Consider the following 20,491-nt stretch of genomic DNA (forward strand, 5'->3'; position numbering starts at 1 on the left):
ACGTTTGGTACGCTTTTGGTTTTGTTTAGTTTTCAAAGAACTTTTGATGTCGTCTTCTGCTGAAGCGACCTCTTAAATATATCATTTATCGCTTTATAATGTCAATAACTTTTTTCAATAAATTTTCTTTAACATCTTTCAAAAATTTATGAAACGTCATCAGCGACGCTTATTAATATATCACCCTCAATATAGCCTGTCAACAAAAAAGTAAGAACAAGTGATAATGATCACTTGTTCTAAGATAAGATAACCATTTTTATGATGATTAATGCAGCTACACCGGGCAGACCCAGCAATCCTGAAATACTCGCTGTTGTCAGATTGATGGGGATATGCAAGCCTGCGCTTGTACCGAATGCATTAACAAAAAATAAAAACAAGGCACCTACAACTACCTTTACAAGCACTTGGCCAACCCAGCGCATCGATCGAACCGGCGCTCCCACAACAAGCAGAAGGATAATAATTCCTCCCAGAATGGAAAAGACAAAGACAGGTTCCATTCCACCACTCACTTTCATAATGACTTTCTACATATTTATGAAAGCTTGGGGGAAATAGAACAAGCTGTTACCTTGCAATTGTAATGTTTCTTTTTTTAGCTTCTCTTAATAGAAAGAAATACTTGGATTGAGCAACTTTTAACTCATATAAAATTTCCGGAGATGGCTCCACACTTTTATCAACAAGCTGCTTTTGGCGTCCCCATTCATCTTTCATATGAATGAGATCTTCTATTAATAGATGATCGTATTCTTTTCTAAGCCAGCCTTTTCTGCGAAAAAACAAACAAACTTCCCCTCTCAGTTAAAGCTCTCTTCTTCCTTCCAGAGCTTTAGACAAAGTTACTTCATCAGCATATTCCAAGTCGCCTCCGACAGGCAGTCCATGAGCAATCCGCGTCATTTTAATCCCTGTAGGCTTTAATAGTCTTGAAAGATACATTGCTGTTGCTTCCCCTTCAATATTAGGATTGGTAGCAAGTATGATTTCCTGAACGGTGTCGTCCTGAAGTCTTTTAAGCAGCTCAGGGATTTTGATGTCTTCAGGCCCAATGCCATCCATAGGAGAAATAGCACCTTGAAGGACGTGGTACAAGCCCGCGTATTCTTTCATTTTTTCCATTGCAATAACATCTTTCGGATCCTGGACAACACAAATGACACTCTTATCCCGTCTTTGGTCCTCACAAATGTAGCACGGATCTTGATCTGTAATATGACCGCACACAGAGCAATATGTGAGGTTTCTCTTCGCGCTGACAAGTGCTTTTGCAAAATCAAGCACAACGTCTTCTTTCATATTCAGTACAAAAAAAGCCAGACGAACGGCCGTCTTCGGGCCAATTCCTGGCAATTTCATAAAGCTGTCAATCAGCTTTGATATCGGTTCAGGATAATGCATCAAAATCCTCCTAGAACATGCCTGGCAGGTTCATGCCTTTTGTGAATTTGCCCATTGTGTCATTCGTCAGTTCATCCATTTTTTTCAGGGCATCGTTTGTTGCAGCCAAAACTAAATCTTGAAGCATATCGATATCTTCCGGATCAACGACTTCTTCTTTAATGTTTACATCGATAACTTCTTTGTTTCCGTTGATTGTTACAACAACCATGCCGCCGCCAGCTGTTCCTTCAATTGTTTTTTCAGCAAGTTCTTCTTGAGCTTTTGCCATATCTTTCTGCATCTTTTGCATTTGCTTCATCATCTTTTGCATATTACCCATTCCGCCACGATTCATAAAAATCTCCTCCAATATTAATCTTTTATTTCAATGAGCTCTGTACCCACTAGTTTCTTTGCTTCAGCTATGAGTGGATCCTCGTCTTCATCTGGCGAATCACCGTCATCATTCTGACGTTGATCACGTATGTAATCCTCTCTTATTTTACCCCATTCTTGTTCTGGAACGCCAACCATTTCCATGTTTCGTCCCGTTAATTCCAAAAGAATGGCTTCCATATTGCTTCGGACTCCATTATTGTTTTCCGCTACCATTTTACAATGAATCTCATATTTAAACTTTAACACAAATGCGGTTTCAGATGCAGCTACTGGTTCACTGTCATTCAGAAGGGCTGCGTGCGATACTTTGTTTTGTTTGCGCAAGTATTCCAGCAGTTCTCCCCATCTGCTCTTGATGCCTGCCAGGTTTTGTTTCGTTGCATCTTTCAGTATTTCCTGAATACGTCCAACAGGAACTTTATATCCGCTGCGAACGGCTTTAGGAGCTTTTTGTTCATTTGGTGCTCCCTGTTGTCCGCTGACTGAAATGCCTTGTTTCTTTAGACGCTCTATTTCATTTTCTAGTCTCTTTACTGTTTCTTGAAGCTGGCTGAATGGCTCGCTGCTTCCGCTTGTCTGAACAGACTTTGCTTCATGTTCAGAGAGCTTCACAATAGCTACCTCCAGGAAAATGCGGGGATGATTTGTCCATTTCATTTCCTGCTGGCTTTTATTCAGCACATCAATCGCATGGTAAATCGCATCTGGCGGCATGTTTTCAGACAGCTTTATAAACTGTTCATCAACAGTAACCCGTTCTAGAACTTCTTCGAGTTGAGGCGCCGTTTGATAAAGCAGCAGATCCCGGTAGTAGTATATAAAATCTTCGACTAATTTAGAAGCATCTTTCCCTTGGTTCATCAGTTCATCTAATGCTTGCAGAGCTCTTGAAACATCCTTTTGAAACATGGCATGTATCAATTCGCCAATGATTGATTGTGATACAGAGCCTGTAATCAGCAGAGCATCGTCAAGAGTGACCGCTTCGTCACTAAAGGAAATAGCCTGATCTAATAAACTTAAAGCATCGCGCATCCCGCCGTCGGCAGCACTTGCAATAACTTGAAGTGCAGATGTCTCTGCAGTTATCTCTTGATCTTCAATAATTTCCTGCATCCGTCCGACAATTGCTGCTGCTGTAATGCGTTTGAAGTCAAAACGCTGGCATCTGGAAATAATCGTCAGCGGAATTTTATGGGGTTCAGTCGTAGCTAAAATAAATATGACATGCTTAGGGGGTTCTTCCAGCGTTTTTAACAATGCATTGAACGCTCCAATTGAGAGCATGTGCACTTCATCAACGATATAAACTTTATATTTTACCGAAGATGGTGCATATTTGACCTTATCACGAATATCCCGTATTTCATCTACTCCATTATTTGAAGCAGCATCTATTTCAATCACATCGGAAATCGAACCATCTGTTATACCCCGGCATGCAGAACATTCATTGCACGGTTCCGCAACTGGAGCTTTTTCACAATTGACTGTTTTCGCGAAAATCTTAGCTGCACTCGTTTTCCCTGTTCCTCGAGGTCCGGAAAAAAGATAGGCATGCGAGAATTTTTCTTGCAGCAGGGCATTTTGAAGTGTTCTCGTAATATGTTCTTGACCTACGACATCATGAAATTGCTGCGGCCGCCAAACACGGTATAAAGCTTGATAACTCACATAACGCCCTCCTTCAAATTCATCTCATCTATTATACCTTATAGAATTGCTATTTCAAAGGAAGCGGATGCTTTTTTCAGACAGCATTTCCATCATGAAAAACCTGTTTTCTCATAGATTGCGCTTTACTTTAATAGACTTTCCATGAATCTAATGATGTTCGAAAAAAATATAAAAAAACTCACCCAATAAAGAGTGAGTTGTTTCATTATCATTTAAACTGCCGTGCACCTTCCGTCGATTAGTGTCCATAAGCGTTACTTAAGCAGTTAGCTCGGCCCAGGCAACCCTGCGGCACATGAGAGATTCCACTTAATGCTGCTTCCTTCCGGACCTGACATGGTTCATGGATTCCCATTGCGCAGGACCCAGACGTCAACACCACTTACTTAAGGCAGACCCTACAGACAGCTAACCTCGGGAAAGGAATTCGGCCTCGCTAGAGCGGATTGCGAGTACAGGGCACCGCTACCTCCCCGCTTAGCACGGCAAAATTGATACCTAGTTAAGGTGCGCCGTTAGTACGACGCTTAATCTAGTATATAAGCTTTTCCGAAAAAATGCAATCGTCTGCTACTGTAAATTTTTTGAAGAAACTTTTGACTCTTTTTTCTTTTGCCTTAGTTCACGAAAAAAATCACTGAGCAGCTGACCGCATTCATCTTCAAGGATTCCTTTTGTTACTTCAGCCTGATGGTTAAATCTTTTTTCATCTAAAAGGTTCATCAGCGTCCCTGCACAGCCGCCTTTAGGATCCGCAGCTCCATAAACAACTCGTTTCACTCTTGAAAGCACAATAGCCCCTGCGCACATTGGACACGGCTCAAGCGTGACGTAAAGCGTTGCATCCTCAAGCCTCCACGTTCCAAGTGCAGAGCAGGCCTGGTCGATCGCAAGCATTTCTGCATGTGCAATGGACCTCTGTTCCGTTTCTCTTAAATTATATCCCGATCCGACAATTTCATCGTTTAGAACAATGATTGCACCAATTGGAACCTCGCCTATTGCTTTTGCTTTTAACGCTTCTTTTATTGCAAGTTCCATATAAAGCGTGTCTTTATCCATAATGTGCTCCTTATAGAATTATTCAATATGACAAAAGCTATCATGTGTATAGGAGTGATGATGACATGGAGAAAAAGGATAGCTGCGCTTTGCTCATTATTGATATGATAAATAATTTTAAATTCAAGCATGGTGAGGTTTTGGCTGAACAGGCTAATCAGGTTTCAGAACAAATCTTAGAGCTGAAAAAGAAAATGCAGCAAAAAAACCATCCCATCATTTATATAAATGATCATTATAAATTATGGCAGGCTGATTTTCAAAAGATTTCTGAAAAATGCACGAATGACTTGAGCCGCCCGATTATTGAAAAACTTTATCCGGATGAAACCGATTTTTTCTTAATTAAACCTATGCATTCCGCTTTCTATGGTACTGCCTTAAACATGCTGCTCGATAATCTATATATAAAGCATCTTATTTTAACAGGAATTGCCGGTAATATCTGCGTGCTCTTTTCAGCAAATGATGCCTTTATGAGAGGTTATAAGCTTTCTGTTCCCTCAGACTGCATTGCATCAAATGACAAGGAAGACAATGAATATGCTCTGCGAATGATGGAAAATGTCCTGAAGGCAGATACAAGCAATTCTTCTTCACTAAAAATATAACATGCTCCCGCTCATTTCCTCATATGATGTAACAGAGCCTTAATGACGAATGAGTGAGGGGAATCAATATGCAGATACATATTGTCCAAGAAGGACAAACATTATACGGGATAGCCCAAGCTTACAGTACTACTGCCGAGGAGATTATCCGGACAAATGAAATTCCAAACCCAGGACAGCTTGTTGTCGGTCAAGCAATTGTCATACCGATCAGAGGACGGTTTTATTGGGTGCAGCCCGGTGATACATTATGGTCGATCAGCCGAAGATTTGGCTCCACGCCTAAGGAATTATCAGAGGTCAATCAAATTTCAATTAATAGTCCGCTTCAAATTGGATTTAGACTTTATATTCCTGAACGGCCAAAGCAAAAAGCAGAATTCAATGCTTATATTGAACCTTCCGGAAATCAAGTAAGTCCTAATCTTGTGGAAAGTGCACGGGAAGCAGCTCCCTATTTAACTTACCTCGGACCTTTCAGTTTTCGGATTCAAAAAGACGGTTCCTTAGAAGAGCCTCTATTAAACGACTTTGCGAATATTGCTAAAAATAATCAAGTTACACTTATGATGATCATTACGAATTTAGATGACGAAGGATTCAGCGATGAAATTGGAAGACTAGTTTTAACGGATCAGAACATTCAAAATAATCTGCTCGATAATATCGTCCAAACCGCAAAAAAATATGGATTCCGTGATATCCATTTTGATATGGAGTATTTAAGGCCTGTCGACAGAGAAGCCTACAATCGCTTTTTACGTAAAGCAAAAGCACGCTTCAAAACGGAAGGATGGCTCATATCTACAGCTCTCGCTCCTAAAACAAGCGCAGATCAAAAGGGTAAGTGGTATGAAGCACATGATTATAAAGCACACGGGGAAATTGTCGATTTTGTAGTCGTGATGACGTATGAATGGGGCTATAGCGGCGGACCTCCAATGGCAGTATCTCCAATTGGACCAGTTCGAGATGTTCTTGAGTATACCTTATCAGAAATACCTGCCAATAAAATCATGATGGGGCAGAATTTATACGGCTATGATTGGACATTGCCCTTTGTACCCGGCGGAGAATTCGCAAAAGCGATCAGTCCGCAGCAGGCAATCCGTTTAGCAAGTCAATACAATGTTTCAATCCAATATGATGTCGAAGCACAGGCTCCTCATTTCAACTATCGTGATCAAGCTGGAAAAGAACATGAAGTATGGTTTGAGGATGCACGCTCGATTCAGGCTAAATTTGATTTAATGAAAGAACTTAAGCTCAGAGGGATGAGCTATTGGAAACTCGGCCTTTCCTTCCCTCAAAACTGGCTGTTGATTACTGATAATTTTGATGTGGTTAAAAATCCATCATAAAGAACAAAAGCGCAGGCGACTTGGTCAGCGCGGGCATGGCAGATATCCGTTCTGACCGGGGAGTTAGGCGCCGTAGCTGGACGCAGATAACTTTATTTTATTATCCACAGCCTATTTTCTTAAACATCGAAAGAAAGCAGCCTGCACCGGCTGCTTTTTCCTTGTTATTCCACCCACGTATACATATAATTGGTGTCTTCGATATCTTTCGCTTTTTTAGCTATTTTAAGAGGACGAAATGTATCAATCATAACCGCAAGTTCAAGCGTTTCTTTCTTGCCGATGCTTGCTTCTGTTTTGCCGGGATGAGGACCATGCGGAATCCCGCTAGGATGTAATGTGATTGACCCCTGCTTAACTCCCTTCCGGCTCATAAAATTACCTTCTACATAATATAAAAGCTCATCGCTGTTCACATTACTGTGGCTATAGGGAGCAGGGATGGACTCTGGATGATAATCATACATTCTCGGAACAAAAGAGCAAACAACAAAATGGTGGCCCTCAAACGTTTGGTGAACAGGAGGCGGCTGATGAATCCGCCCTGTAATCGGTTCAAAATCCTCAATATTAAAAGCCCATGGATACAAATATCCATCCCATCCAACAACATCAAACGGATGATGATTAAAGATATGCTTGTGGATGAAGCCCCTTGATTTCGTCAAAACTTCAAACTCGCCTCTCGTCTCAAATGTTAACAGCTGTTCAGGTCCCCGGAAATCCCTTTCGCAAAAAGGACTATGCTCCAGCAGCTGACCATATTCATTCCGATAGCGTTTCGGCGTTGTGATCTGGCTGAACGATTCAACAACTAAACATTTTGTTGTCTCTCCCTCAGCAGGTACAATCCGATATATTGTGCCGATTGGAATGTTAATGTAATCACCAGGCTGGTAAGTGACCACCCCAAACATCGTTTCAATCGTTCCTGTACCCACATGCACAAAAAGCAATTCATCTCCATCGCCATTTCTGCAATACGACTCCATTGGTTTTGTGGCATGAATCATTCCAATCAGCACATCTTCATTTCCGAGGATATATTCTCTTGCTTCAATGGCATCGCCTTTTATTTGCAGATCATTCGTGAAAAAATGACGATGCTTCAGTACATCCATTTCTTCATACACAGGCAGGTAGGAACGGATCAGCTCAGATTTTGCTATCTCTGTCGGCATGTAATGGTGATACAAAATGGATTGAGAGCCTGAAAAACCCTTCGTCCCCATGACTTGTTCACGATATAGACTGCCATCTTCTTTTTTAAACATTGTATGTCTTTTTTGGGGGATCTTCCCCAACTGGCGATAATACATCGTTTCACCCGCTTTTGGCTGCAATTTTATTTTTCAAGGCACCAAGTCTTTCTATCGTTAATTCAATCTCATCCCTTGGCTCCAAGTAACGGTGAACTTCTTCTCCAAGCTCCAAAATACAGCCAGTTCCAACCGTACCTGATCCAATTACCTCACCTGGAAACAAGGTTACTCCAGCAGAAGCCCTTTCAATCATTTCAGCAAAAGAATAATAAATATCTTTCAGATTCCCTTTTGAGATCACTTTTCCGTTTACAGCGGCTGTCATCTTAAGGTCATACCGATCGTTTATCTTCTGTGAATCCAATTCTTCTTTTGAAACAAGAAACGGTCCTAGTGACGTGGCAAAATCCTTTCCTTTCGCAGGCCCTAAACCAACCTTCATCTCTTCTCTTTGTATGTCACGAGCACTCCAGTCATTCATAATGCAGTAGCCAAAAATATAATCATCCGCTTCACTGGCTTGAATGTCACGCCCTTCTTTACCTATTACACAGGCAATCTCCAATTCATAGTCCAGACACAGACAGCCGGGAGGCATATCAATCACTTCATCCGGACCTCGTATGGCTAAATGATTGGTAAAATAAAAAACCGGAAATTGATACCATTCAGGAATCACATCGAGCCCTCTTTTTTGCCGGGCGGTTTTAACGTGCTCTTCAAATGCATAAAAATCACGAATACTTACCGGTCTTGGCAGTGGAGCTAACAAACGTACCTCTGATAGTCGATAGACTCCAGCATCACCTTCTCTAAACGGACTAAGCTCATGAATATATGGAGTATAGTGTTCATGACCGCTTAAAAACTCTAGAATAGACCCAGGCATTGCACCCTTGCTTACAGCATGCATGTCAACAGCTAAATCATTGCCCTGAATCCACCCTGCAGCTTGTTTTCCATCTTGTGTCTGGAATGTGATAAATTTCATCAGGTCTTCACCTTCTAACAATCTCAAATGTATCTGTCATCGGTTTTGTATACATGTGTCCAGCAAGGCGTCCAATCGGATTTAACTTAGCTGAATCGATTTTCCCTTCATAGAACAGTGCGTCTTCTACATGAATATGCTTTACCTTTCCAATGACAAGACTTCCAGATCCGGCATGTTCGCCAAAGTGCAAAACGTCATGCAGCTCGCATTCAAGGTGAACCATGCTTTCTTTGACACGGGGAGGCACAACCGTTTTGCTTTTTGCCTTTGTCAGCCCGCAATGATCAAACTCATCAACCTCTGGTTCAAATTCTGCCGCACAGCGATTCATTTGTCCGGCAATCGACTCACTCACGATATTGATCACAAACTCTTTTGTTTTTTCAATATTGACGAGGGTATCCTTCTTGCTGCCATCTGACCCTTTTCGCATCGGTGAAAAGCAAATCATCATCGGCTCTGCCGAAATGGCCGTAAAAAAGCTGAAAGGAGCCAAGTTTGCTGTTCCATATTCATCTGCTGTTGACACGAAAGCAATGGGCCTTGGCAAGATGGACCCAATCATTAATTTATAGGCGTCTTTCCAATGAAGTGAATCAGGCTTTACGTCCATCCTCATCACCTTCCTAACAAAATGGCACTATAGATTTCCGCGGCGCTCCTGTTCGCGTTCAATCGATTCAAATAATGCTTTAAAGTTTCCATCCCCGAAGCCTTTCGCCCCTTTTCTCTGAATGACTTCTATAAAAACAGTCGGACGATCAACAATCGGTTTTGTAAAAATCTGCAGCAGGTACCCCTCATCATCACGGTCCACAAGAATATTAAGCTCTTTTAACTTATCGATTTCTTCATCAATATCTCCTACACGATCACTAAGAGTTTCATAATACGTTTTTGGTGTATTTAAGAATTCGACGCCATTTTGTCTTAAAATCGCTACAGTAGAAACGATGTCCTCTGTTAATATGGCAAGATGCTGTACGCCTGGCCCTTTAAAAAATTCAAGGTATTCCTGAATTTGAGATTTGCGTTTTCCTTCTGCCGGCTCATTAATCGGAAATTTAATGCGGCCCCCATTATGCATAACCTTTGACATTAAAGACGAATATTCTGTACTGATATCCGAATCTGTAAAATGCCTCATCTCTTTAAAACCCATTACTTTTTCGTAGTAAGATACCCACTCCTGCATACTCTCTACATTACCTACGACATGATCAACACCAATGATGCCAGCTTCTGCATAAGGAATCTTCATTTCAGCTTCTTCAAACCCCGGCATAAATACACCTTTATAATCCTTCCGCTCTACAAGAGAATGAATGGTGTCACCATATGTACCGATTACTGCTTTTCTGACCACACCCTGTTCATCCTTAAGTTCAAATGGAGAAGCAATCGCAATTGCTCCGCGGGAAACAGCCTCATTGTAAGCCTTTTCAACGTTATCAACGACTAACGCAATGTCCCTTACTCCATCCCCATGCTTTTTAACAAATTCTGCGACGCGGGATGTATCATTCAAAGAGCCTGTAATGACCAATCGGACCTTTTGCTGCTGCAGAACGTAAGAAACAGTCTCGCGATTTCCTGTTTCAAGACCGGAATATGCCACAATCTTAAAACCGAAAGCCGTACAAAAATAGTGCGCTGACTGCTTGGCGTTTCCTGAAAACATTTCCAGGTAATCAACATCTTTTACTGGAAAAAAATCTTCTGTCTGATTATTCATAGCTACTGTTTCCTCACGCATCTAAATCCCTCCATTTTATGAATATTAATACTATTCAGAATTAATCATACGTAATAGGAACAGAATAAATCAAGAGTGCTAAGTAAAGCTACAACGCTTTTCTGTAATGGGGTATGGCGGCTTCTGTCGCATAAAACAACCTCTTGTTTGAGAGGATAATTGGAAACTTTTCTTTTTTATAAAAACCATACTCTTTTCATATTGACACTGTGATACAATAAAATTTGTCTGTTTTAATAGATTTTTTTGCGTTTTAAAGGAGGACCCGTGATGAATGGCATACCGTTTATTACAGTGGAAGGACCAATCGGTGTTGGAAAAACTTCACTTGCAAGAGCAATAGCAGAACACTATCAATTTCATTTATTAAGAGAAATTGTCGATGAAAATCCATTTCTCGGTAAATTTTATGAAAACATTGAAGAGTGGAGTTTTCAAACGGAGATGTTTTTTCTTTGTAATCGCTATAAGCAGTTAGAAGATATTGCACAGTTGTTTTTGAAAAAGAGTCAGCCTGTTGTGGCAGATTATCATATTTATAAAAATCTCATTTTCGCAAAACGCACTCTTAAAAAAGAACAATATGATAAGTATCTTGATATTTATACAATTTTAACAAGCGACATGCCAAAGCCAAACTTAATCATTTACTTGAATGCAAGTCTTGATACATTGATAAATCGAATTGATAAGCGCGGGAGAGAAATTGAAAAAAATATCGATCCAGCCTATTTAAAGCAATTATCAGAGGATTATGAAGTGGCGATGACACAATGGGAAAAAGAGCACCCATCGATTCCAGTTCTTAGATTTAACGGGGATGAGCTTGATTTTGTACAAAACAAAAAGGATTTAACATATATCTTTAAACGCTTGGATGAATCATTACATGAAGGAGTTACACGTAAATGAACTTAAGAGAGAAATACAAGATTCCTCATAACGCTGTTGTCACTATTGCGGGAACGGTTGGCGTCGGGAAATCCACAATGACGAATGCACTTGCGAATGCATTGAATTTTCGCACCTCTTTTGAAAAAGTAGATACGAATCCATATCTTGATAAATTTTATGCTGATTTTGAAAGATGGAGCTTCCATCTGCAAATCTATTTTCTCGCTGAAAGATTTAAAGAACAAAAACGGATATTTGAATATGGCGGAGGATTTATCCAAGACCGGTCAATCTATGAGGACACAGGTATTTTTGCAAAAATGCATTATGAAAAAGGGACGATGACAGAAGTAGATTATGAAACTTACACGAATCTATTTGATGCAATGGTCATGACGCCTTACTTTCCTCATCCTGATCTTCTGATTTACCTTGAAGGAAGTCTTGAGGATATTCTATCCCGCATTAAAGAACGGGGACGTCCAATGGAGCAGCAGACACCTGTTGCCTACTGGGAAGAAATGCACCGCCGCTACGAAGATTGGATTAATAACTTTAATGCTTGCCCAGTGCTTCGTCTAAATATTAATGACTATGACATTATGGCGAACGAAGGATCCATTGAACCAATCGTTGAACGAGTCGGCCACTTCATCGAGCAAACAAGATTGCTTAAAAAATAACCGTGATAAACGGTTATTTTTTTTGCTTCTCCAGCCAGAGACCAAATACATACAAAAAAACCTGCCGCAGAATCTGCAGCAGGTTTTATCAATCTCCAATATTTATGCGCTAAACATTGGATATCATATGTAAAATGGAGGAGGTAGAGGGATTCGAACCCCCGCGGGATTTGACTCCCCTGTCGGTTTTCAAGACCGATCCCTTCAGCCGGACTTGGGTATACCTCCATACTGACAAGAATTAATATAGCATATAAGAAATATACTTGTCAACGATTCTAAATAAACTTTTTCAATAAAATATAAAAAGGAGCCAAAACGGATTTTGGCCCCTTTCTTAAAGGCTTAATGTTATCGTGAAATGACTTCTTTATGCCCCATATATGGACGGAGAACTTCAGGAATGACCACAGTTCCATCTTCCTGCTGATAATTTTCTAAAATAGCTGCAACTGTTCTGCCAATTGCAAGACCAGACCCATTCAATGTATGAACATGCTCTGGTTTACCTTTTGCTTCTCTTCTAAAGCGGATGCCTGCACGGCGCGCCTGGAAAGCCTCAAAATTACTGCAAGAAGAAATCTCGCGGTACGTTTCCTGGCTTGGGATCCAAACTTCAATGTCATATTTCTTAGCTGCTGTAAAGCCCAAGTCAGCTGTACACATTCTTAGAACTCGGTATGGAAGTCCGAGGAGCTGAAGAACTTTTTCCGCATGACCGGTTAACTTTTCAAGCTCATCATAAGAATCCTCAGGTTTTACGAATTTTACAAGCTCAACTTTATTAAACTGATGCTGACGAATTAATCCTCGCGTGTCACGACCCGCTGAACCTGCCTCAGAACGGAAGCAAGAGCTGTATGCAGCATAGTTGATTGGAAGCTGATCCACTGAAAGAATTTCATCACGATGCATGTTTGTCACAGGGACTTCAGCTGTCGGAATTAAGAAATAGTCTTCTCCGGCAATTTTAAATGCATCTTCCTCAAATTTTGGCAGCTGCCCCGTTCCCGTCATACTGTCGCGATTAACAATGTAAGGAGGCAGAACTTCTGTATAGCCATGCTCATCAATATGAAGATCAAGCATAAAGCTAATAAGAGCACGTTCTAGACGAGCACCTAAGCCGCGATAGAAAACAAATCGGCTCCCTGTTACTTTGCCTGCACGTTCAAAATCTAATATTCCAAGATGATCTGCAACATCCCAATGCGGTTTTGGCTCAAATGAAAATGAAGTCGTGTCTCCCCAAGTGCGATGAAGAATGTTATCGTCTTCTGTTTCGCCAACCGGCACACTTTCATGTGGAATATTTGGAATAGACAGCATTAACGTTTCAAGCTTTGCTTCAACTTCGCGAAGCTCATCATCCATTTCTTTCACGCGGTCTCCAACTTCACGCATTTCCTTTATTAAATGATCTGCGTCCTGTTTGTCTCGTTTTAGAGCAGCAATTTGACCTGAAACTTCATTGCGCTTGCTTTTTAAGACTTCTACTGTTGAAATCAGCTCACGGCGTTTTTGATCAAGTTCCTCAAACATGCTGAAATCCTTTAAATCTTCTCCGCGATGGGCAAGCTTTTCTTTTACTTCTTCAAAATTAGCGCGTACATATTTGATATCCAGCATTTCGTAAAACTCCTTTAAAATCTATATTTTTTTGCATAAAAAAACTCCCGTCCCCTGGTAAAGGGACGGAAGTATTATCCGCGTTGCCACCCTAATTGAAGGCAAATAGAACGCCTTCCTCTTAAGCAGATAACGGCCTGTACCGGACATGTATACTCTCCGAAGATTTCCACATCTCATTCAAGGATGGATTCACAAGGATCTGACACCGATTTTCACCAGCCACCGGCTCTCTGAGAAAGAAGCACTTGCTACTATTTCCTATCATCATGTTTCACGTGTTCAATTAAGTAATTCATAATTTACTACAAGTTTGGGATGGTTGCAAGGGTTTTATACACTTAATTTTGCTTTTGAGTTCTCTACCATGCGAACAAACAGTCCAGTCATGCGGTGATCATCTGTTAATTCAGGATGAAACGAGCAGCCTAAAAACTGTCCTTGGCGGGCTGCAACGATTCTGCCGTTATGCTTGGAGAGAATTTCGACATCCTCGCCTACTTCGACAATATGCGGAGCCCGAATAAAAACACCAACGAAATCTTCTGCAACGTCTGTAATGTTCAGTTCTGCTTCAAAGCTTTCACGCTGACGTCCGAATGAGTTTCGCTCAACCGTAACATCCATCAGACCGAGATGAGACTCATCGTACCCAACAATATTCTTTGCGAGCAAAATTAACCCTGCACATGTTCCGAACATCGGCTTTCCTTGTTCAGCAAATGCTTTAAGCGGAGTCAGAAAATCATACTTATCAATCAGGCGGCGCATTGTCGTGCTTTCACCGCCTGGAATAATAAGCCCATCCAGTTCATCCAGCTGCTCAGGGCGTTTAATGATAATCCCTTCCGCACCGCTTGCCTCAATTGATTGAATATGCTCTCTTACTGCCCCTTGAAGGCCTAATACACCTATTTTCAGCATGTTTTATACTCCTTTATTACCAGCCGCGCTCTTGCATTCTGTTCTCAGGAAGCAAGCTTGAGATCTCAATGCCTTTCATTGCAGTGCCAAGTCCTTTAGAAAGACTTGCGATTAGCTCATAATCCTCATAATGAGTTGTGGCTTCAACAATAGCTCGAGCAAATTTTGCCGGATTTTCAGACTTGAAGATACCAGATCCTACGAATACACCGTCTGCACCTAATTGCATCATTAATGCTGCATCAGCTGGAGTTGCTACACCGCCTGCTGCGAAGTTTACAACCGGAAGGCGGCCCTCATGCTTAATTTGAAGAAGAAGCTCATAAGGCGCGCCTAACAGCTTAGCTTCAGTCATTAATTCATCTGTGCTCATACCAATGATTCTGCGTACTTGTCCATTAACTTTGCGCATGTGGCGTACAGCTTCAACAATATTTCCTGTTCCTGGCTCGCCTTTTGTGCGGAGCATAGAAGCACCTTCTGCAATGCGTCTTGTCGCTTCGCCTAAATCACGGCATCCGCAAACAAATGGAACTGTATAATCACGTTTATTTAAATGATACTCTTCATCAGCAGGAGTTAATACTTCACTTTCATCAATATAATCGACACCCATCGCTTCAAGTATACGAGCTTCAACAATGTGGCCAATACGTGCTTTTGCCATAACTGGAACCGTTACAGCCTTCATCACTTCTTCGACAATTGTTGGATCTGCCATACGGGCAACTCCGCCTGCTGCACGAATATCAGCAGGTACGCGCTCAAGCGCCATTACTGCAACTGCTCCTGCTTCCTCAGCAATCTTTGCTTGCTCTGCATTGACAACGTCCATAATAACGCCGCCTTTTTGCATTTCAGCCATTCCGCGTTTTACACGATCTGTACCTGTGTTATTCATTCTATATCCCCCTCATAATATGTAAAAATTCATTTTGCACATATAGCTTATTCTATCCTAAGTTATAAAAAAATCCTACCTAAATTAAAGGGATTATTAAAACAATTCTTAATTCGAAGAGCGGAACCGCCCGTTTAGCTCCGACAGACAGAAAAGAATTCACCCGAAAAGTCCGGGTTTGACTTTTTGGGGGAATTTGTTCTGGCCGAGGAGTTGGGCGGTGGAGCTGGACAATACCGAAGAGCGGAACCGCCCGTTTAGCTCCGATTCATAATAAAAAAACTTACTCAAATTAGAGTAAGTTTTCATATTTATTAGAACCAGCCTTTTACGGTATCTGTCACTGTTCCCCAAAGACCGCCAAAGAATCCGCCGATTCCTCTCATTGATAAGACAAACCAATTTGCTTTTTCAACACCGCTTTTTGTAACTAAATCAACATTCGCGTCACTTTTTTCTTCCAAGAAGCCTAAGTCTTCGCCTTTTCCTGTATATTTCACCGTCATATAGCCGATTTTCTCGCCTTTTTTGACAGGTGCCTGAACTTCGTTATCGGCATTGACTTTCTTTTGATCAAATACATAGCTAGGCTCATAAGACTCTTTTTCGCCGCGTTTTACGACAAGATTAAGCGGTTCATTTGTTTCTACAGCTACTTCTTTTTCTTTCCCTTTCACAACAGAAAGAGTCGATTTTTTCTTTATTTGATAATTTTTCGGATAGACTTCTTCCATCGTAAAATTATTGTATGCATAATCAATCATTTTTTTTGTTTCTTTAAAACGAGGAGTATGAAGGCTGCCATCGTCACCTGTTGCATTTAAGACAACTGTAATAATACGCATATCATTTCTCTCAGCTGTTGCTGTAAAAGATGAACCTGCAGACTTCGTTGATCCTGTTTTCAAACCGTCTACGCCTTCAGTTTCAAATAATAGCCCTTTAAGCATCCAGTTCCAGTTATCCATGTCGATTGCATCTTCAGTGCCTTCTCTGAATTTTTTTCTTGGAATGCTTGATGTTTCCAAAACCTCAGGATAATCCGAAATCAGCTTTTGAGAAAGAAGTGCCATATCTCGCGCTGACATTTTATTCTCTGCATCTGCTGTCGTTCCTTCAGGATGCATTCCCGCCAGATCTCCATTTTCCAGACCGGTAGAATTCACGAATTCAAAGTTTTTAAGACCTAATTCTTTTGCTTTTTCATTCATTAATTTTACGAAATTCGACTCAGATCCTGCAATAATTTCTGCTAAACCAATTGCAGCACCATTTGCAGAATAAATGCTCATTGCTTCATAAAGTTCTTTGACATTATATGTACCATCTTTTCTTAATGGAACGTTTGAAAGTCCGCGGTTTTGAGAAATTCTGTATACATAGTCACTTGGTGTATATGTTTGATCCCACTTGATTTTCCCTTTGTCAATTGCTTCAAGCACTAAGTATTCTGTCATGATCTTTGCCATGCTTGCAATCGGCAGAAGCTCGTCTGCATTTTTTCCGTATAAAATTTTCCCTGTTGATGCCTCAACTAAAATGGCACCTTTTGCATTAATCCCCAATGCGTCATTTTCTGCCGCAGATGCTTGCTTCGCAGGCATTATGACTGTCATAGCTAAGATGACAGCAAAAACAGCCGACATTAAACGCGTAAACTTCCTGTTGCTCAAATTCATAACCTCCACCGTTTTTTATCTATATTTTTTTATTCAATTATTGACCCTTTTTAGAAACAACAAAGTCGATTTTATCACACTCTGAACAAAAAAAATAGACAGAGTCTGAGACTCTGTCCTAAAGATTGAACATTGTATTACATTTCAGGTAAAAGGTCCTATCGACTTGATTACGAAAGAGAATAGTTTGGTGATTCTTTCGTGATTTGAACATCGTGAGGATGGCTTTCACGAAGTCCTGCACCTGTCATCCGGACAAACTGTGAATTCTCGCGAAGCTCCTCCAAGTTTGCAGTACCGCAATACCCCATTCCAGAACGAATGCCGCCAACAAGCTGATAAATTGTATCTGCAAGAGGTCCTTTATAAGGCGTTCTTCCTTCAATGCCTTCAGGTACAAATTTTTTGTTATCTTCTTGGAAATAACGATCTTTGCTTCCTTTTTCCATCGCAGCAACTGAACCCATGCCTCGGTAAACCTTAAAGCGTCTGCCTTGATAAATTTCTGTTTCACCGGGGCTTTCAGACGTTCCTGCAAGAAGACTGCCAAGCATAACTGCATGTCCGCCTGATGCTAAAGCTTTTACGATATCGCCTGAATATTTAATTCCGCCATCTGCGATAATAGTAATGCCAAGCTTGCGGGCTTCAGTTGCACAATCATACACAGCCGTGATTTGCGGTACGCCTACACCTGCAACAACACGTGTTGTACAGATTGAGCCAGGACCAATACCGACTTTAACGACGTTTGCTCCAGCTTCAGCAAGTTCTCTTGTGGCCTCAGCAGTCGCAACATTTCCAGCAATAATGTTTAGCTCAGGGTACTCATTTCTGATTGTTCTCACCATATCAAGAACACCTTTAGAATGTCCATGAGCTGTATCTAAAACAATTGCATCTACGTTAGCCTCAACCAGTTTTTTCACACGAAGCATTGTATCCGCAGTGACACCAACTGCTGCGCCTATAAGCAATCGTCCTTCAGCATCTTTCGCTGAATGTGGGAATTCAATTACTTTTTCAATATCTTTAATTGTGATTAAGCCTTTTAAAACACCTTCATCATCAACCAATGGCAGCTTTTCAATTTTATGCTTTTGAAGAATGCTTTCAGCTTCTTTAAGAGTAGTTCCGACGTCTGCCGTTACTAAGTTTTCTTTTGTCATCACTTCAGAAATCTTAATAGAGAAGTCCTGGATGAACCTCATGTCACGATTTGTAATAATCCCGACTAACTTCTGTTCATCAAGATTATTTACAACTGGCACACCAGAAATACGGTATTTGCCCATTAAATGTTCTGCATCAAATACTTGATGATCCGGTGTTAAAAAGAAAGGATTTGTGATAACTCCTCTTTCAGAGCGTTTTACCTTGTCCACCTGCTCAGCCTGCTGTTCAATCGACATATTTTTATGAATAATGCCCATGCCGCCCTGTCTTGCCATCGCTATCGCAAGCTGTGCTTCAGTAACCGTATCCATACCAGCACTAATGATCGGGATATTTAATTTTAGAGTTGGCGTTAATTCTACACTAAGATTCACATCTCTTGGTAGAACTTCAGACTTAGCTGGAACTAGCAACACATCATCAAACGTTAATCCTTCTTTTAAAAATTTACTTTCCCACATCATTAAATCCCCCTCTTAACGGCAAAATATTATTAGTAGATTAACAACTAGCCACCAGACTGTCAAGAACAGGCAAAAGAGTTTAAAAATTGCGAAAAAAGAAAGGAGCGTATCAGGGTGATTCAATCTAACGCGTGGAACCAATTAAAATCCTATCAATCAACAGAAACCGTACAAAAATTCCTGGAAAAATCTTATATAAAAAAGAATCATGCAGCAGCCAATGAATTATCCTACCAAAACAGCTATCCTTTTATCTACCACCTCAAACATGCAGAAAACTTTTACCTGTCCTCAGTCAGTGCTGCTCTCCCTGTTCAGCCAATGCTATTATTTTATGGCATGTCCCAGCTTATGAAAGCTTGTATCCTAACAGCAGATCCGCATTACCCTGCAACATCTTCGGTACTGGCACATGGCGCATCAACAAGAAAAAGAAAAAAACAGCATTATCACTTTCTTCAAGATGAAGTGAAAATCCAAAGAAATGGACTATTTGCACATGCTGCGTCCCATCTATTCAATCTCGAACATGTTGAAAATGACAAATATACAATGCAAGATCTATTAAAAAGAATTCCAGAACTTGGCGACTTATTTGTATTGCATAAAAAAAAGCGAGTCCATATAGATTTGTCATTCGAAAATAATCAAATGCATATTCCTGCCACCGCTGCAGATAAGTATCATATGACACCAGATCGGCTGCTGGAATATTTCACATATCATTTTAAATTAAGCGGAAAACATCTCCCTGATAAAAAGTTTTATTGTACGATACCCAGTGGATTTAATCCTTTCAACAGTACCCCATTTCTTTATAATAGCCACAATGGCGACTATACTTTACCAGCAGCAATGAATGACCTGACAGGTTTACCTGAATTTATGTCACACTACTTGCTGCTTTATAACCTAAGCATGATCTCCAGGTACGAAACAGAATGGTGGTATGATTTACTGCTGAGCCATTCTAATGACGATTATGTATTTATAGTCAGATTTCTTGAAGTAACAAAGGACAAAATCCCCCAATATGTTTGGACTTTTTTGAATGGCTTGAGGGAGGAGTATTAAACATTCTTATTTGTAATCTAAAAAATTCATTCCATTCTGGTCAGGTTCTTTTCCCTTGATGCAGTTGGGTATTTGCAGGTTCGAATTGATATTAGGACTCTGTTTCGTTTATATCACTTTTATTTATGTATGCCCGTTTAGCTAGTACTTCTAAAATATTCAACTCGGAATATCGGATTCCGTAATTTCTGTGCAGAAGTCCATTAATTGTGTGCAGATAGCAGTATTTTCTGTGCGATAACTATGATTTTCTGCGCGATAACTATGATTTTCTGTGAACTTTTCCATCTTTTTCCATAATTCATGTAAATCCCAGATACAATCGCTGTTTTTCCCTTGATGCAGTTCGGTATTCTTGCTGTAAAACCTTTTAATGGCCTTTTCCAGGAAATTCAGGCACTGCTTTTGTTTAAGGTCCAACTGCAATCCCCTAGCTGCACTTGGCCATTTTTTCTCTTTTCTCCATACAAAAAAGAACAGCATTTCTGCTGTCCTTCTTCTTTGCATGCCTGGCAACGTCCTACTCTCACAGGGGGAAACCCCCAACTACCATCGG

At 40.7% G+C, this 20,491-nt stretch carries 21 protein-coding genes, 1 tRNA gene, 1 other RNA gene and 1 other annotated feature; of the genes, 5 read left to right on the forward strand and 18 right to left on the reverse strand.

Annotation, left to right across the window (positions count from 1 at the left end):
• Window positions 1-239: 239 nt before the first annotated feature.
• From CYJ36_RS23195 to tadA, 7 genes are all read right to left on the reverse strand, one after another.
• The gene (locus CYJ36_RS23195) at window positions 240-524 is read right to left on the reverse strand and encodes a pro-sigmaK processing inhibitor BofA family protein (RefSeq protein WP_308315420.1); all 285 of its coding nucleotides are present in this window, start codon (window positions 522-524) and stop codon (window positions 240-242) included.
• Window positions 525-573: 49 nt separating this feature from the next.
• Window positions 574-792, reverse strand: a complete 219-nt coding sequence (locus CYJ36_RS23200) for a YaaL family protein (protein ID WP_101569550.1) — start codon at window positions 790-792, stop codon at window positions 574-576.
• Between the two features lie 18 nt (window positions 793-810).
• Window positions 811-1,407 carry a recombination mediator RecR gene (gene recR / locus CYJ36_RS23205; RefSeq protein WP_101569551.1) on the reverse strand — a complete coding sequence of 199 codons (597 nt, stop codon included), beginning with the start codon at window positions 1,405-1,407 and terminating at the stop codon, window positions 811-813.
• A 10-nt stretch (window positions 1,408-1,417) separates the two neighbouring features.
• Entirely contained in the window at window positions 1,418-1,744 is a 327-nt protein-coding gene (locus CYJ36_RS23210; RefSeq protein WP_101569552.1) for a YbaB/EbfC family nucleoid-associated protein, read from the reverse strand.
• A gap of 17 nt (window positions 1,745-1,761) precedes the next feature.
• Window positions 1,762-3,462: a DNA polymerase III subunit gamma/tau gene (dnaX, locus tag CYJ36_RS23215; RefSeq protein ID WP_101569553.1), complete on the reverse strand. Its 1,701-nt coding sequence runs from the start codon at window positions 3,460-3,462 to the stop codon at window positions 1,762-1,764.
• A gap of 223 nt (window positions 3,463-3,685) precedes the next feature.
• Window positions 3,686-3,951: signal recognition particle sRNA large type (ffs, locus tag CYJ36_RS23220), an RNA gene on the reverse strand.
• 84 nt (window positions 3,952-4,035) lie between these two features.
• Window positions 4,036-4,527, reverse strand: a complete 492-nt coding sequence (gene tadA / locus CYJ36_RS23225; protein ID WP_101569554.1) for a tRNA adenosine(34) deaminase TadA — start codon at window positions 4,525-4,527, stop codon at window positions 4,036-4,038.
• A gap of 65 nt (window positions 4,528-4,592) precedes the next feature.
• Here tadA and CYJ36_RS23230 point away from each other — a divergent pair, with 65 nt between their 5' ends.
• Window positions 4,593-5,138 carry an isochorismatase family cysteine hydrolase gene (locus tag CYJ36_RS23230; protein WP_101569555.1) on the forward strand — a complete coding sequence of 182 codons (546 nt, stop codon included), beginning with the start codon at window positions 4,593-4,595 and terminating at the stop codon, window positions 5,136-5,138.
• Between the two features lie 68 nt (window positions 5,139-5,206).
• Window positions 5,207-6,499: a LysM peptidoglycan-binding domain-containing protein gene (locus CYJ36_RS23235; protein WP_101569556.1), complete on the forward strand. Its 1,293-nt coding sequence runs from the start codon at window positions 5,207-5,209 to the stop codon at window positions 6,497-6,499.
• Window positions 6,500-6,663: 164 nt separating this feature from the next.
• On the opposite strand, the gene CYJ36_RS23240 is transcribed toward CYJ36_RS23235, so the two are convergent.
• The 4 genes from CYJ36_RS23240 to hppD are packed head-to-tail and all read right to left on the reverse strand — an operon-like array spanning window position 6,664 to window position 10,511.
• Window positions 6,664-7,818: a homogentisate 1,2-dioxygenase gene (locus CYJ36_RS23240; protein WP_101569557.1), complete on the reverse strand. Its 1,155-nt coding sequence runs from the start codon at window positions 7,816-7,818 to the stop codon at window positions 6,664-6,666.
• A gap of 4 nt (window positions 7,819-7,822) precedes the next feature.
• On the reverse strand, window positions 7,823-8,752 hold the full coding sequence (locus tag CYJ36_RS23245) for a fumarylacetoacetate hydrolase family protein (RefSeq protein WP_101569558.1): 930 nt from the start codon (window positions 8,750-8,752) through the stop codon (window positions 7,823-7,825).
• 7 nt (window positions 8,753-8,759) lie between these two features.
• Complete coding sequence (locus CYJ36_RS23250; protein ID WP_101569559.1) at window positions 8,760-9,368, reverse strand: flavin reductase family protein; 609 nt, start codon at window positions 9,366-9,368, stop codon at window positions 8,760-8,762.
• 27 nt (window positions 9,369-9,395) lie between these two features.
• Entirely contained in the window at window positions 9,396-10,511 is a 1,116-nt protein-coding gene (hppD, locus tag CYJ36_RS23255) for a 4-hydroxyphenylpyruvate dioxygenase (protein ID WP_101569560.1), read from the reverse strand.
• A gap of 270 nt (window positions 10,512-10,781) precedes the next feature.
• Here hppD and CYJ36_RS23260 point away from each other — a divergent pair, with 270 nt between their 5' ends.
• Together CYJ36_RS23260 and CYJ36_RS23265 are read left to right on the forward strand one after the other, a co-directional pair.
• Window positions 10,782-11,423, forward strand: a complete 642-nt coding sequence (locus tag CYJ36_RS23260) for a deoxynucleoside kinase (protein ID WP_101569561.1) — start codon at window positions 10,782-10,784, stop codon at window positions 11,421-11,423.
• Window positions 11,420-12,088 carry a deoxynucleoside kinase gene (locus tag CYJ36_RS23265; RefSeq protein WP_101569562.1) on the forward strand — a complete coding sequence of 223 codons (669 nt, stop codon included), beginning with the start codon at window positions 11,420-11,422 and terminating at the stop codon, window positions 12,086-12,088. The genes CYJ36_RS23260 and CYJ36_RS23265 overlap by 4 nt, the downstream gene beginning before the upstream one ends.
• Window positions 12,089-12,223: 135 nt before the next feature.
• Here CYJ36_RS23265 and CYJ36_RS23270 read toward each other — a convergent pair.
• From CYJ36_RS23270 to guaB, 6 genes are all read right to left on the reverse strand, one after another.
• Window positions 12,224-12,316 (reverse strand) — tRNA-Ser (locus CYJ36_RS23270).
• Between the two features lie 123 nt (window positions 12,317-12,439).
• Window positions 12,440-13,717, reverse strand: a complete 1,278-nt coding sequence (gene serS, locus CYJ36_RS23275) for a serine--tRNA ligase (protein ID WP_101569563.1) — start codon at window positions 13,715-13,717, stop codon at window positions 12,440-12,442.
• A gap of 58 nt (window positions 13,718-13,775) precedes the next feature.
• Window positions 13,776-13,994: a binding site (T-box leader), on the reverse strand.
• A 56-nt stretch (window positions 13,995-14,050) separates the two neighbouring features.
• Window positions 14,051-14,641 (reverse strand): pyridoxal 5'-phosphate synthase glutaminase subunit PdxT, encoded by a 591-nt coding sequence (gene pdxT, locus CYJ36_RS23280; RefSeq protein ID WP_101569564.1) that lies wholly within the window; start codon window positions 14,639-14,641, stop codon window positions 14,051-14,053.
• A 16-nt stretch (window positions 14,642-14,657) separates the two neighbouring features.
• Window positions 14,658-15,542, reverse strand: coding sequence for a pyridoxal 5'-phosphate synthase lyase subunit PdxS (gene pdxS, locus CYJ36_RS23285; RefSeq protein ID WP_101569565.1), 885 nt, complete (start codon window positions 15,540-15,542; stop codon window positions 14,658-14,660).
• 314 nt (window positions 15,543-15,856) lie between these two features.
• Window positions 15,857-17,215 carry a serine hydrolase gene (locus tag CYJ36_RS23290; protein WP_374702854.1) on the reverse strand — a complete coding sequence of 453 codons (1,359 nt, stop codon included), beginning with the start codon at window positions 17,213-17,215 and terminating at the stop codon, window positions 15,857-15,859.
• Window positions 17,216-17,391: 176 nt separating this feature from the next.
• A complete protein-coding gene (gene guaB / locus CYJ36_RS23295) occupies window positions 17,392-18,858 on the reverse strand; it encodes an IMP dehydrogenase (protein WP_101569567.1) in 1,467 nt (488 codons plus the stop codon).
• Between the two features lie 117 nt (window positions 18,859-18,975).
• On the opposite strand from guaB, the gene CYJ36_RS23300 reads away from it, so the two are divergent.
• Complete coding sequence (locus CYJ36_RS23300) at window positions 18,976-19,935, forward strand: YaaC family protein (RefSeq protein ID WP_180850553.1); 960 nt, start codon at window positions 18,976-18,978, stop codon at window positions 19,933-19,935.
• A gap of 159 nt (window positions 19,936-20,094) precedes the next feature.
• Here the strand turns inward: CYJ36_RS23300 and CYJ36_RS23305 are convergent, their stop codons facing one another.
• Window positions 20,095-20,418 (reverse strand): hypothetical protein, encoded by a 324-nt coding sequence (locus CYJ36_RS23305; protein WP_101569569.1) that lies wholly within the window; start codon window positions 20,416-20,418, stop codon window positions 20,095-20,097.
• Window positions 20,419-20,491 lie beyond the last annotated feature (73 nt).

This window comes from Bacillus sp. UMB0893 (assembly GCF_002858905.1).
In the GTDB taxonomy this organism is placed as follows: Bacteria; Bacillota; Bacilli; order Bacillales; family Bacillaceae; genus Bacillus_P.

Bases quoted from the DNA above. Each gene is read 5' to 3' on its own strand.
- CYJ36_RS23195 (WP_308315420.1), bottom strand. From the start codon at position 524: ATGAAAGTGAGTGGTGGAATGGAACCTGTCTTTGTCTTTTCCATTCTG.
- recR (WP_101569551.1), bottom strand. From the start codon at position 1,407: ATGCATTATCCTGAACCGATATCAAAGCTGATTGACAGCTTTATGAAA.
- CYJ36_RS23210 (WP_101569552.1), bottom strand. From the start codon at position 1,744: ATGAATCGTGGCGGAATGGGTAATATGCAAAAGATGATGAAGCAAATG.
- tadA (WP_101569554.1), bottom strand. From the start codon at position 4,527: ATGGATAAAGACACGCTTTATATGGAACTTGCAATAAAAGAAGCGTTA.
- CYJ36_RS23230 (WP_101569555.1), top strand. From the start codon at position 4,593: ATGGAGAAAAAGGATAGCTGCGCTTTGCTCATTATTGATATGATAAAT.
- CYJ36_RS23235 (WP_101569556.1), top strand. From the start codon at position 5,207: ATGCAGATACATATTGTCCAAGAAGGACAAACATTATACGGGATAGCC.
- CYJ36_RS23240 (WP_101569557.1), bottom strand. From the start codon at position 7,818: ATGTATTATCGCCAGTTGGGGAAGATCCCCCAAAAAAGACATACAATG.
- CYJ36_RS23245 (WP_101569558.1), bottom strand. From the start codon at position 8,752: ATGAAATTTATCACATTCCAGACACAAGATGGAAAACAAGCTGCAGGG.
- CYJ36_RS23250 (WP_101569559.1), bottom strand. From the start codon at position 9,368: ATGGACGTAAAGCCTGATTCACTTCATTGGAAAGACGCCTATAAATTA.
- hppD (WP_101569560.1), bottom strand. From the start codon at position 10,511: ATGCGTGAGGAAACAGTAGCTATGAATAATCAGACAGAAGATTTTTTT.
- CYJ36_RS23260 (WP_101569561.1), top strand. From the start codon at position 10,782: ATGAATGGCATACCGTTTATTACAGTGGAAGGACCAATCGGTGTTGGA.
- CYJ36_RS23265 (WP_101569562.1), top strand. From the start codon at position 11,420: ATGAACTTAAGAGAGAAATACAAGATTCCTCATAACGCTGTTGTCACT.
- serS (WP_101569563.1), bottom strand. From the start codon at position 13,717: ATGCTGGATATCAAATATGTACGCGCTAATTTTGAAGAAGTAAAAGAA.
- pdxT (WP_101569564.1), bottom strand. From the start codon at position 14,641: ATGCTGAAAATAGGTGTATTAGGCCTTCAAGGGGCAGTAAGAGAGCAT.
- pdxS (WP_101569565.1), bottom strand. From the start codon at position 15,542: ATGAATAACACAGGTACAGATCGTGTAAAACGCGGAATGGCTGAAATG.
- guaB (WP_101569567.1), bottom strand. From the start codon at position 18,858: ATGTGGGAAAGTAAATTTTTAAAAGAAGGATTAACGTTTGATGATGTG.
- CYJ36_RS23305 (WP_101569569.1), bottom strand. From the start codon at position 20,418: ATGCTGTTCTTTTTTGTATGGAGAAAAGAGAAAAAATGGCCAAGTGCA.